The following is a 12685-nucleotide window of genomic DNA, read 5'->3' as shown; positions in this document are numbered from 1 at the left end:
TACCCTTTAAAATATAAAAAAACCGAGTAGTATTTCAACTCGGTTTTTTAAATATATTGAAATAAAGTTATACTTTAATTTCTACTTCAACACCACTTGGTAATTCCAATTTCATTAACGCATCAATCGTTTTTGAAGAAGAACTATAAATATCTAGAAGTCTTTTGTATGACATCAATTCAAACTGCTCTCTAGATTTTTTGTTTACGTGTGGAGAACGTAATACTGTAAAAATTCTTTTGTGTGTTGGTAATGGAATTGGACCCGTTACTACAGCACCTGTGCTTTTTACAGTTTTTACAATCTTTTCAGCAGACTTGTCTACCAACATGTGATCGTAAGATTTCAATTTTATTCTGATTTTTTGACTCATTTTCTTAAGAATTAAGCGTTACCTTTTGCTTTTTTAATTACCGCTTCTGATATATTAGCAGGTGTTTCAGCGTAGTGTGAGAACTCCATAGTTGAAGTTGCTCTACCTGAAGACAATGTTCTTAATGTAGTTACATAACCGAACATCTCTGATAATGGCACATCTGCTTTGATAGTTTTAGCACCGTTTCTGTCACCCATGTCATTCACCTGACCTCTACGACGGTTAATATCTCCTACGATATCTCCCATGTTTTCTTCTGGTGTAATAACTTCCATTTTCATGATAGGTTCTAACACGATAGCTCCAGCAGCTTTTGCTACTTCTCTATAACCCATTCTAGCTGCTAATTCGAAAGAAAGAGCATCTGAATCGACTGGGTGAAAAGATCCGTCTAACAAAGTTACTTTTAAACTATCTACTTGGTATCCTGCTAAAGGACCAGTTTTCATAGCTTCACGGAAACCTTTTTCAACAGAAGGGATATATTCTTTAGGAACGTTTCCTCCTTTTACCTCATTCACAAATTGTAATCCTACAGGAATTTTACCGTCCACTTCATCAGCAGGCTCTAATCTAAATACGATATCACCGAATTTACCACGACCTCCAGATTGTTTTTTATATGTTTCTCTATGAGTAGCTGATTTTGTAAATGCTTCTTTGTATTCCACTTGAGGCTCACCTTGGTTTACTTCAACTTTGAATTCACGTTTCATTCTATCTACAAGGATATCTAAGTGTAACTCACCCATCCCTGAAATAATAGTTTGTCCTGAAGCTTCATCAGTTCTAACTGTAAATGTTGGATCTTCTTCAGCTAATTTAGCTAAAGCCATACCCATTTTATCAACGTCTGCTTTTGTTTTTGGTTCAATAGCGATACCAATTACTGGCGCAGGGAATTTCATAGACTCAAGAATGATTGGGTGTTTTTCATCACACAATGTATCTCCAGTTTTAATATCTTTAAAACCAACTGCCGCTCCAATATCTCCAGCCTCAATATATTCGATTGGATTTTGTTTATTTGCGTGCATTTGATAGATACGAGAAATTCTTTCTTTACTTCCAGAACGTGTATTTAACACATAAGAACCAGCATCTAAACGACCTGAGTAAGCACGGAAGAAAGCTAAACGACCTACGAATGGGTCAGTAGCAATTTTAAATGCTAAAGCTGCGAATGGCTCTTTAACATCAGGCTTACGTAATATTTTAGTTTGATCTTCTTCTAATAGTTCAGCATCATCTGGATGAATTCCTGTAATACCTTCTTTATCCATTGGAGATGGTAAGTATTTACATACTGCATCTAACATGAATTGAACCCCTTTGTTTTTGAATGATGAACCTGCAATCATAGGAATAATTGCCATATCCATAGTAGCAGCTCTCAACGCAGAGTTGATTTCTTCTTCTGTAATTGAATCTGGATCTTCCATGTATTTATCAAGCAAGTTTTCATCGTAATCAGCAACTGCTTCAATAAGAATATCTCTATATTGTTTTACTTCATCTACCATATCAGCAGGAATTTCGATGATATCGAAAGTAGCTCCTTGCGTTTCATCATGCCATACAATAGCTTGATTCTTAACTAAGTCTACTACTCCTTTAAAATCTAATTCTTCACCAATAGGTAAAGTAATTGCAACTGCATTAGACTTTAACATGTCTCTAACTTGCTGACAAACAGCTAAAAAGTTAGAACCTTGTCTGTCCATTTTGTTTACGAATCCCATACGAGGCACTCTATATTGATCTGCTAATCTCCAGTTAGTTTCAGATTGTGGCTCTACACCATCAACTGCACTAAATAAGAAAACTAAACCATCCAATACACGTAAAGATCTATTTACTTCAACAGTAAAATCAACGTGTCCTGGAGTATCAATAATATTAAAGTGGTATGGCAAACTTTCTGGCAACAACTTTCCTTGTTCAGTTGGAAAATTCCATGTACAAGTAGTTGCAGCAGAAGTAATTGTAATACCTCTTTCTTGTTCCTGAGCCATCCAGTCCATTGTTGCAGCACCATCATGTACTTCACCAATTTTGTGTGATTTTCCAGTATAGAACAAAATACGTTCTGTAGTTGTAGTTTTACCCGCATCAATGTGCGCAGCAATACCAATATTTCTCGTGAATTTTAAATCTCTAGCCATTTCTGTACGAATTAAAATCTAAAGTGAGAGAATGCTTTATTAGCATCTGCCATTTTGTGAGTATCCATTCTTTTCTTAACTGCCGCACCTTCTTCTTTGGCCGCTGCTAAAATTTCTGCAGCTAATTTACCAGCCATAGATTTTTCATTTCTTCTTCTAGTGTAAAGAATTAACCATTTAATTGCCATAGATACTTTTCTATCTGGGCGAATTTGCATTGGAATTTGAAATGTAGCTCCACCCACTCTACGTGAACGTACTTCTACGTGAGGCATAACGTTTGTTAATGCATCTTTCCAAATTTCTAATGCTGATTTCTCTGCATCTTGTTTTTTTGTTTCAACTATCTCTAAAGCATCATAAAATACTTTAAAAGCAACTGATTTTTTACCATCCCACATTAAGTTGTTTACGAAACGTGTTACCAACTGATCGTTGAATTTTGGATCTGGCAAAAGAGGTCTTTTTTTGGCCTGTCTTTTTCTCATGTCTTTTCTTTAAAAGTGTTAAATAATTACTTTTTAGCTGCTTCTTTAGGGCGTTTTGTACCGTATTTAGATCTACGTTGTGTTCTGTCTTTAACACCTGCTGTGTCTAAAGCACCACGCACAATGTGGTATCTAACTCCTGGTAAATCTTTTACCCTTCCACCTCTAACTAATACTATCGAGTGCTCTTGTAAATTATGCCCCTCTCCAGGAATGTATGCATTTACTTCGTTTCCGTTTGTTAAACGAACCCTAGCTACCTTTCTCATTGCTGAGTTTGGTTTTTTTGGAGTCGTTGTGTAAACACGAGTACATACACCTCTTCTTTGAGGACATGAATCTAAAGCCGCCGATTTACTCTTCTTAGTTATTTTGGTTCTTCCTGTTCTAACTAACTGCTGAATTGTTGGCATAATTAAATTTTAATTAAACTTTGTTTATTGTTACCTTATTTTAAGGGATGCAAAGGTAGAAATTATTTTTAATTATCCAAACGCTATATTATTTATTTTTAATTTTCTAACTTTTTGATAACCAGATGATGCTGCAAACGCCCTTTTAAAAACGCATCTTACAATTTAAACTGACTTTTCTTAAAATAAATCCCAGAAAATAAATATTATAAAAATTACGTTATATTTGGACTATGAAATATTTGTTTTTTCTATTTTTATTTTCACCTTATATATATAGTCAGCAATTTTATTTAAAAATTGAAGGATGCTCTTCCTTTGAAAATAAAATAATTGATAGTATTGGCTACACTAAAAAACATATCGAAATAAAGAATATTCTAGAAACTCAAAAAAAATTCAATGAAAATTTATTAAAAATTGGCTATTTAGAAAACGAATTACTTCAAACCAAAAAAAATAATGACAGTAGTTTTACCTTCAGATATAGATTAGGAAATTTAACTCGAAATATTGAAATTAAAACCGATAGTCTATCAAATGAAGTAAAAGAAATTTTAAGTATAACCACTTCTGAAATCATGTTACTTTCGAATACAGAAAATTACATTAACGAAAAATTAAATATTTTAGAAAAGAAAGGTTTTGCTCAATCGAAAATACAATTAAGAAATTTTACCAAAACCAATAACCAATTACAAGCCGATTTAATAATTGAATTAAACAAAATTAGAAAGATTAATCAATTGGTTTTTCAAGGTTACAGCCAATTTCCTGAAGGCATTAAAAAAGTTTTTTTAAGAAAATACAACACTAAACCTTTTAACAAAGACGTTATTAAAAAAATTCACTCCGATTTTAATGCTTTGCCTTTTGTATCTCAAATAAAATATCCAGAAGTTTTACTCACAACCGATTCTACAAAAGTATATTTGTATCTTGAAAAAAGAAAAAACAACACTTTTGATGGTTTTTTAGGATTTGGAAATAAAGAAGAAACACAAAAATTACAATTTAATGGTTATGTAGATTTGAACTTGTATAATAACTTAAATTCTGGAGAACGCTTTAATTTGTATTGGAAAAATGACGGAAACAAACAAAGCACGTTCAATGTGAATTTGGATTTAGCTTACATTTTTAAGAGTCCGTTGGCATTAAAAACAAATTTAAGAATTTTTAAACAAGATACCATTTTTCAAAATAGTAGTTTCGATTTCGATTTGGGTTATATGATAAATTACAACACAAAAGTTTTTATAGGCTATAAGGATAATGTTTCGGAAGCCATTCAAAAAGCAACTTCTTCAACCATTAAAGATTTAAAATCCACATTTATTACTTCTGTTTTTGAACATAAAAAAGTTAGTTTTGACGATTCTTTATTTCCAGATAAATTTACCGTTTTTACAAAATTCGGAATGGGTAACCGAACAGCAAGCGCCGTAAAAACGAATCAGTTTTTTGCTCAAATTCAACTGCAAAAATTGCTCGAACTCAACAAAAAAAACGTAATTCATATTAAAACAGATACCTATTATCTTCAAAGCAATGATTATTTTACCAATGAATTGTATCGATTTGGAGGCATTCAATCCATTAGAGGTTTTAACGAAAATAGCTTGCAAGGAAACGTATTTACTGGTCTTTTTGCTGAGTACCGATATATTGCTTCTCCAAATCTGTATTTTTACAGCATTACTGATTTCGGATATTATCAAGATAAAGCCAACAACACAAAAGACCAACTTTACGGATTGGGTTTTGGCTTTGGGTTACTAAGCAATGGCGGTTTGTTTAATTTAGTGTATGCCAATGGAAATACAGGAAACCAAACCATAAAACTCTCTAATTCTATAGTTCAAATTAGTTTTAAAACGTATTTTTAAAATAAATTTGAATAAACTTACCTATATTTGCACCTATGAAAAACGACAATCAGATTTTTGGAATTAGAGCCATTATTGAAGCCATACATTCGGGCGCAGTTATAGATAAAGTATTTATTCAGAAAGAAGCTCAGGGCGACTTAATGAAAGATTTAATGAAAGCTATAAAAGCGAATAATGTCAATTTTAGCTATGTTCCTGTAGAAAAACTGAATCGTTTTACTTCCTTAAATCATCAAGGGGCTGTGGCTACAATTTCGCCAATTGCTTTTCACGATTTAGATACTTTAATTGAACAAACTTTAGAAAGTGGCAAAACGCCTTTGTTTTTAATTTTAGACCAATTATCTGATGCGAGAAATTTTGGTGCAATTATTAGAACAGCTGAATGTGTTGGCGTTAATGGAATTATTGTTCAAAAACAAGGTTCCGCTCCAGTAAATGGCGATACAGTAAAAACAAGTGCTGGCGCCGTTTTTAATATTCCAATTTGTAAAGTGGATCATATTAAAGATGCGGTTTTTCATTTACAAAGTTGCGACATCAAAACCGTAGCAGCAACAGAAAAAACAGAAAACACCATTTATGATATCGATTTTAAAGTTCCTGTAGCAATCATTATGGGTAACGAAGAACGCGGCGTAAACCCTTCAGTGTTAAAAGTGGTGGATGAAAAAGCAAAATTACCGATGTACGGAACTATTGAATCTTTAAATGTTTCCGTTGCCTGTGGTGCTTTTTTATATGAAGTGGTTAGACAGCGTCTTATTTAATTAGTCAATTTTCTAATTTTTCATTTTCAAAAAATCATAAATCACCTTTACTGATGATTTAAAATACGAATCTACTTCTGTTTCTTCGATACTTTCAAGTTTTGGCGGATTGATAAAATTTCCGTTTTTGTCAAATTGTTTGAAGAAAGGTTTATCCGTTGGATCGAAATCTGGATGTTCCCAATCGTAAAAAATTGGTGCCGAAAATTGAGGTGTTTTTATAAAAATCCCCATAATCAAACCTGTTACAAAACCAGAAAAATGCCCTTCCCAAGATAAGCCTCCGTTTAACGTTTCAGCATTTGGAAACATATACCATATAATTCCTCCATATAATAATACGATGGTTAATGACAAGGCGACTAATCGGTAATATTTGGTTAAAATTCCTTTAAAAAAGATGAAACTTACCAAACAATACACCAATCCACTTGCGCCAATATGATAGGAGTTTCTACCCAAAAACCAAGTTCCTAATCCTGTAAATAAAACACCTAAAAATAATACTTTAAAAAACTGTTGACGGTAAAAATACTTCAAAGCCATCACCAAAAAGAAAATCGGAATAGAATTATTAAGTACATGTTTGAAATTTCCGTGAATAAAAATATGTAGTGGAATACCTCGTAAACCTTTAACCGTCTTAGGCAAAATTCCGTATTGATACAATTCTGGAAAATAATGCAAATTCAAATAATACGTGATCCATAATAACATTACAAAGAGCAACGGAAATAGTAGCACGGAAAGTGAAAAATAAAAATTTTTATCTATAGACGATTTAATCATATTTAAGAAAGGTCAAAAATGAAGCCAAAGTACAAGATATGAAAATTTGGCATGTCATATTAAAATTAAAAAAAATTGGTTGAGAAGATTGCATTGTTTAAATTTGCTTTATGACAATACCTTTAGCAGAACGAATTCGTCCGAAAACTTTATCGGAATACATTAGCCAATCTCATTTAATTGGCAAAAGTGGCTCGTTAACCCAACAAATTGAGAAAGGAATCATTCCGAGTTTAATTTTATGGGGGCCTCCAGGAACAGGGAAAACTACCTTGGCGCAAATTATGGCACAGGAAAGTAAACGCCCGTTTTACGAATTGAGCGCTATTAATTCAGGTGTAAAGGACATTAGAGACGTAATTGAAAAAGCCAAACAAAGCGGTGGTTTATTCACAGCTAAAAATCCTATTTTATTTATTGATGAGATTCATCGTTTTAGCAAATCGCAACAAGATTCGCTTTTAGCGGCAGTAGAAAAAGGCTGGATAACTTTAATTGGCGCCACTACAGAAAACCCAAGTTTTGAAGTCATACCTGCACTTTTGTCACGATGTCAGGTATATGTTTTAAATGCGTTTACAAAAGAAGATTTAGAAAACATCTTACACCGAGCAATTGTTGTAGATGACTATCTAAAAACTAAAAATATTAGTTTAATTGAAACAGAAGCCTTACTAAGATTATCAGGTGGCGATGGAAGAAAGCTATTGAATATTTTTGAATTGGTAATTAATGCGACTGATACTTCGACAGGCTCAGCAATCATAGAAATTACTAATGAAAAGGTAATGCAATTGGTTCAAAAAAACACCGTATTGTACGATAAAACTGGCGAACAACATTACGATATTGTTTCAGCATTTATAAAGTCAATTCGTGGAAGCGATCCAAATGGAGCAGTATATTGGTTAGCTAGAATGATTGAAGGTGGTGAAGACGTAAAATTTATCGCCCGTAGAATGCTAATTTTATCAAGTGAAGATATTGGAAACGCCAATCCAACAGCATTTATATTGGCGAATAATGCTTTTCAGGCGGTGAGTACAATTGGTTATCCAGAAAGTAGAATTATTTTGAGTCAATGTGCTATTTATTTGGCCACTTCTGCAAAAAGTAATGCCAGTTATATGGCCATTGGAAAAGCCCAACAAGTAGTAAAACAAACTGGCGATTTACCCGTTCCGATTCATTTACGAAATGCGCCAACAAAATTAATGAAGGAATTAGGTTATGGCGAGGAATACAAATATTCACACGATTTTGCTAATAATTTTGCTGAACAAGAATTTTTACCAACCGAATTATCTGAAACCACTTTTTTTGAACCAGGTGAAAACGCCAGGGAAAAAGAAATTCGTCAGTTTTTAAAAAACAGATGGAAGAATAAATATGGGTATTAGTTGGGTTTTAGGTTAAAGGTATTGGGTGTAAGGAAAAATAATTTTTATTAAAACAGATACTCTTCAACTACTAATTTATCATTCATATAATATTCAAAAATCCCTTTGTTTGCTATTTTAGTAAAAACACCTTTTACGCCAAACTTATCAGCAATAAAAATAGTAGGATTTGTGGTGTTGTAAATTTGCAAAACAACTTTAAGAGTAGCATCCATAATGGCAAAACCATTAGTAATTTGTACAAATTGATATTTCGCTATTGATGACGAAACGACATCTGAAGGAATTTCAACAACTTCTTTCTTTTGAATTAACGTTGCATTGTATTTTTTTAATTCTGGACTTAACAACCCAATGGTTTCAATATATGCGTTTTGAATATCTTTTTCTCTTGTTTTTACTTCTGTCGTTTCAAACAACAAATTATTTTGACAATCTCTAATTTGAAATTTCATTTTCGTTAAAAACATATTGCTGTTATCTACTAAAACTCCTGTTAAAGCTTTACATCTGTTTTGTGCAATTTCTACAGGCAAAACCTCATCATCAAAAAATACTTGATAAGTATTAGAAACCAAAATAGCTTTTAACATGTTGTTTATGTTATAAGCATTTTTCTCTTTCTGAAATTCGTATTTATTTGAAATAATAATCACTTTATTTTGTTGAGCAAATGAATGTATAGAAAATATAAACAGAACAAAAATTGAGAAATTCTTCATTATAATATATTTTTTAATTGGGTTAAACATTGAATTTGAATAATTTCATTATTTGAAACCATTTCATTTGCTGGATTAAAAAACACAGCTTTTATTCCGAAATTCATAGCGCCTAAAACATCTGCTTCAATACTATCTCCAATCATAATACTTTCAGTTTTAGAAGCATTTGCACTAATTAGCGCGTGATTGAAAATGTTTTCGTGCGGTTTTTTATGCCCCGCTGCTTCCGAATTTGTAATGGTAACAAAATACTTATCCAAATTACTTTTTTGTAATTTCACATCTTGTACAAATGAAAATCCGTTAGTAATGATATGCAATATATATTTATCTTTTAAATAGTCTAACGTTTCAATTGTACCTTCTATCAAATGATTATTTGAAGTTAAATACTCAATAAACAAATGTGAAATGGTATTTATTTGATCTAATGAAATCTCAAAATTAAATGCTTCAAAAGCGTCTTTAACGCGACTCACACGAAGTGTTTCTTGATCGATTTCGTTTTTCTCATACAATTTCCAATACGCAACATTAATTGGATTATAAATATCCATAAATTGTTGAGAATTGATATCGAAATTTAGTTCTTGAAATATTTTTTCAAAAGCTAAAGCCGAATTTTTTTCAAAATCCCAAAGCGTATGATCTAAATCGAAAAAAATATGTTTTATAGCTTCCAAATTTATTTTCCTTTTACAATTTCAGCATTATCACAATTATAAATCCAATCTTCTACATCGTCTTCATTTGGACGGAAAGTACCTTTTATTGTTAAATACGTATCGGTTTTAAGTTTTGGTGTAGCACCTTTAAATTTTATCCCCATAATGGTTTCTGGACCTGATTTCCCGCAGAAAAAACAAGAAGCAAAAACATTCTTACTCAAAGCGTAATTTTTGTTATCAATTGGTACAATAAATCCACTCATTACAATGGTTTTCTTAGCTAATTTTTTCAATTTTGTATTAATAACTGGGAAATCAACTTCGCCATATGAGGCGTGCTTTTTCTTCAAATATTTAATTTCGCCTAACAATTTCCAAGTTAATGTATCTGTTGAAACAACTACTTTTTTTGAAGATGCATAAGTGGTTACTTCGTTTTGATTTTGAAAACTAAATAAAAAAACACCTATTAATAAGGCCATTATTATTTTTACTGAATTACGCATTTGCTAAAGTTTTAGATATATTAATAGTGTATGCTTTTATAGCAGGAATTAAGGCAGCTATTAATCCAACTAACAAAGTTAAACCAAATAAAAGTCCTTCTTTTTCCCAAATAATTTCCATAGGATTAAATCCTAATTTAAAGTCTGACTCTGATGCTTTTGATAATAAGACTATTCCGACTCTACCCAAAACCGTTCCGAAAAAATACCCTAAAATACAAAGCAAAATACTTTCAAGTAAAACAACCATAAGTAGTTGGTGTTTTTTTGCACCATTTACACGTAAAAGGGCAAATTCAGCTTTTCTTTCTTTTAAGGTATTGAATAAAGCAATGAAAATTGATATTCCTGAAATTAACATAATTCCGAATGCTAAATATTTCAACGCATTTAATCCTACACCAAACATATCAAACAATCTGTTCATTTGATACGTTGGCAAAGCAGCTTGCATTTTTGTGTTTTGTGCGATAATATTTGGCCACATAAAAACGCCCATTTTGTTTTTAAACTCAATTAATACAGAAGTTATTTCCATATTCGGCTCATCAATGGTCATATCCGATTCATGAGTATCATGATCACATTCCGCTGAATGAACATGCTCTTCTTCATCATGCACATGTCCAGGTTCTCCGTGAGCAGGATTTTCGGCAACTTCTTCGTGACCTTCTTCGTGGTGCATTTGCCAAACGGTTGGAATATTTGACAGAATTAAATTATCAATTACTTTTCCTGTTTTAGAGGCAATTCCTACAATGATATATTCACCGTGGTCGTGAACTTCACCTTCTGCAGCACTACCATGAGTTCCTTTAAAAGTATCTCCTAATTTTAAATTTAATTTTTCAGCAACTTCAGCACCAACTACTACTTCAAAATTATGTTCGAACACTTTACCTTCAGCTATTTTAGCTTGGTATTTTTCTATATAATCTGGAGTAGTTCCTACAATTTTAAATCCTACATAATTATCACCATATGCTAACGGAATGGCTTTTTTTACATACGGATGTTGCATCCACACTTTTACCGAATCGTAACTAATATTTCCTGTTGGATCATCAACTTGATATACTGATGACAAAACCAATTGCAACGGACTTCCTTGCGCTCCAAGTACCAAATCAACACCATCTAAATTGCTTTGGTATTTTTCCTCAAATTGTTTTTCAACTAATATCAAAACTGTTATAATAGCTACAGAAGCCGTTAATAACAAAATGCTCAAAATGGTATTTAATGGTTTAAACCAAATATTTTTCCATGCTAATTTTCCGATCATACCATTGTAATTTGATTGGTGAATTTGGCTTTAATACGACTATCGTGTGTAACAATAATTAAAGCGGCTTTGTATTCTTTAGATAATGATTCCAATAACTCAATTACATTGTCTGCATTTTTATCATCTAAACTTGATGTGGGCTCATCGGCTAACAACACTTTAGGTTCATTCATTAATGCACGAGCTATAGAAACACGCTGTTGTTGTCCGACACTCAATTGGCTTGGTTGTTTGTGCGCTTGTTCTAAAATATCTAATTTATTTAATAATTCTTTAGCGCGTTTGGTATGCTTTTTACCTATAGCTAACCAACTTGCCATTTCTAAATTTTCTATAACGGAAAGCGAAGCAATAAAATGCGATTTTTGAAATACCACACCAATATTTTTACCTCTAAACTTGTCTGCTTTACTTCCTTTAAGATTTGTGAAATCTGTATTATCAATTAAAATTTCTCCAGAATTGGGTTGCAACATACCTGCCAATATATGCAAATAGGTAGTTTTTCCTTTACCCGAATTTCCAGTAACCAAAATGGTACTTCCTGCCTGGCAAAATAAATCAGGCATAATGAAATTTTGATCTTTATTATAAGAAAACGTGATGTTTTTGGTACTTATCATTTTGTAATATATTATGTGGCAAGATAAGAATATTGAAATAAGATTGAAAACGTATTAACAAAATTTTATCTCAATCAATTAAAATGCGATTATGCCTCGTAATCTTCAACTAATAATCCTTTTTCTTCGTTGTAATAAATTGCTAATGAGCCATCAATAAAATCAAAATGAATAAAATTCTCGTTTCCGTTTTCGTAATCAATTACAGTATTTACAGATAAAAGTGGGGTTTTAATTTTATCTTTCCAAATAGTAGCTGCGCTCACATCTACTCTTTTTAACGAAAGCACTTCTTGAAATTTTTCGGCTAACATTTTTTGTTCTTCCTCAAAATTGTAGTTTGAAGAAATTGTATAACCATTATCTTCTTCATTAATTTTGAAAAAATAGGTATCAGTTTTATCAAAAATGATTTCAATAGTATCTACAAAAACAAATTTTTCTTCAGGATTGACTAAATTAATCCAAAAATGATAAAAAATAGCCGAAATATTTTGATGTTGTTTTATTTGTGAAACTAATCTTAAATCTTGTTTGGAAAATTGATATAATTCGTTCATTGTATTAACTGTAAATTTATTT

14 protein-coding genes are annotated in these 12685 nt (G+C 31.8%); 3 read left to right on the top strand and 11 right to left on the bottom strand.

Features of this window, described 5'->3' with window-relative positions:
- Positions 1–67 precede the first annotated feature (67 nt).
- From rpsJ to rpsL, 4 genes are read right to left on the bottom strand one after another with little or no spacing between them, the layout of a single operon-like run.
- Positions 68–373 (bottom strand): 30S ribosomal protein S10, encoded by a 306-nt coding sequence (rpsJ, locus tag ACIQ16_RS03325; protein ID WP_091314374.1) that lies wholly within the window; start codon positions 371–373, stop codon positions 68–70.
- Between the two features lie 11 nt (positions 374–384).
- On the bottom strand, positions 385–2541 hold the full coding sequence (gene fusA / locus ACIQ16_RS03320) for an elongation factor G (protein ID WP_396148656.1): 2157 nt from the start codon (positions 2539–2541) through the stop codon (positions 385–387).
- A gap of 11 nt (positions 2542–2552) precedes the next feature.
- Positions 2553–3029, bottom strand: a complete 477-nt coding sequence (gene rpsG / locus ACIQ16_RS03315) for a 30S ribosomal protein S7 (protein WP_353170357.1) — start codon at positions 3027–3029, stop codon at positions 2553–2555.
- A 26-nt stretch (positions 3030–3055) separates the two neighbouring features.
- Positions 3056–3442 carry a 30S ribosomal protein S12 gene (gene rpsL / locus ACIQ16_RS03310; protein WP_091314384.1) on the bottom strand — a complete coding sequence of 129 codons (387 nt, stop codon included), beginning with the start codon at positions 3440–3442 and terminating at the stop codon, positions 3056–3058.
- 233 nt (positions 3443–3675) lie between these two features.
- Here rpsL and ACIQ16_RS03305 point away from each other — a divergent pair, with 233 nt between their 5' ends.
- Together ACIQ16_RS03305 and rlmB are read left to right on the top strand one after the other, a co-directional pair.
- The gene (locus ACIQ16_RS03305) at positions 3676–5331 is read left to right on the top strand and encodes a hypothetical protein (RefSeq protein WP_396148654.1); all 1656 of its coding nucleotides are present in this window, start codon (positions 3676–3678) and stop codon (positions 5329–5331) included.
- 35 nt (positions 5332–5366) lie between these two features.
- The gene (gene rlmB, locus ACIQ16_RS03300) at positions 5367–6104 is read left to right on the top strand and encodes a 23S rRNA (guanosine(2251)-2'-O)-methyltransferase RlmB (protein WP_396148652.1); all 738 of its coding nucleotides are present in this window, start codon (positions 5367–5369) and stop codon (positions 6102–6104) included.
- Between the two features lie 12 nt (positions 6105–6116).
- On the opposite strand, the gene ACIQ16_RS03295 is transcribed toward rlmB, so the two are convergent.
- On the bottom strand, positions 6117–6893 hold the full coding sequence (locus tag ACIQ16_RS03295) for a rhomboid family intramembrane serine protease (RefSeq protein ID WP_396148650.1): 777 nt from the start codon (positions 6891–6893) through the stop codon (positions 6117–6119).
- A gap of 110 nt (positions 6894–7003) precedes the next feature.
- On the opposite strand from ACIQ16_RS03295, the gene ACIQ16_RS03290 reads away from it, so the two are divergent.
- Positions 7004–8293 carry a replication-associated recombination protein A gene (locus ACIQ16_RS03290; protein ID WP_396148648.1) on the top strand — a complete coding sequence of 430 codons (1290 nt, stop codon included), beginning with the start codon at positions 7004–7006 and terminating at the stop codon, positions 8291–8293.
- Positions 8294–8340: 47 nt separating this feature from the next.
- Here the strand turns inward: ACIQ16_RS03290 and ACIQ16_RS03285 are convergent, their stop codons facing one another.
- The 6 genes from ACIQ16_RS03285 to ACIQ16_RS03260 form a co-directional block, all read right to left on the bottom strand.
- Positions 8341–9015 carry a hypothetical protein gene (locus tag ACIQ16_RS03285; RefSeq protein ID WP_396148646.1) on the bottom strand — a complete coding sequence of 225 codons (675 nt, stop codon included), beginning with the start codon at positions 9013–9015 and terminating at the stop codon, positions 8341–8343.
- Positions 9015–9701, bottom strand: a complete 687-nt coding sequence (locus tag ACIQ16_RS03280; protein ID WP_396148644.1) for a YjjG family noncanonical pyrimidine nucleotidase — start codon at positions 9699–9701, stop codon at positions 9015–9017. The genes ACIQ16_RS03285 and ACIQ16_RS03280 overlap by 1 nt, the downstream gene beginning before the upstream one ends.
- Positions 9702–9703: 2 nt before the next feature.
- On the bottom strand, positions 9704–10192 hold the full coding sequence (locus ACIQ16_RS03275; protein WP_396148642.1) for a hypothetical protein: 489 nt from the start codon (positions 10190–10192) through the stop codon (positions 9704–9706).
- The gene (locus ACIQ16_RS03270) at positions 10185–11477 is read right to left on the bottom strand and encodes an ABC transporter permease (RefSeq protein ID WP_396148640.1); all 1293 of its coding nucleotides are present in this window, start codon (positions 11475–11477) and stop codon (positions 10185–10187) included. The genes ACIQ16_RS03275 and ACIQ16_RS03270 overlap by 8 nt, the downstream gene beginning before the upstream one ends.
- Entirely contained in the window at positions 11474–12103 is a 630-nt protein-coding gene (locus tag ACIQ16_RS03265; RefSeq protein ID WP_396148638.1) for an ABC transporter ATP-binding protein, read from the bottom strand. Before ACIQ16_RS03265 ends, ACIQ16_RS03270 begins: the two co-directional genes overlap by 4 nt.
- 89 nt (positions 12104–12192) lie before the next feature.
- On the bottom strand, positions 12193–12663 hold the full coding sequence (locus ACIQ16_RS03260) for a hypothetical protein (protein WP_396148636.1): 471 nt from the start codon (positions 12661–12663) through the stop codon (positions 12193–12195).
- Between the last annotated feature and the right edge of the window lie 22 nt (positions 12664–12685).

Origin of the sequence: Flavobacterium sp. (assembly GCF_044360715.1) — a bacterium.
In the GTDB taxonomy this organism is placed as follows: Bacteria; Bacteroidota; Bacteroidia; order Flavobacteriales; family Flavobacteriaceae; genus Flavobacterium.
Note: the sequence above shows the minus strand (reverse complement) of the source record. Positions and strands in the feature narration are given on the sequence as shown.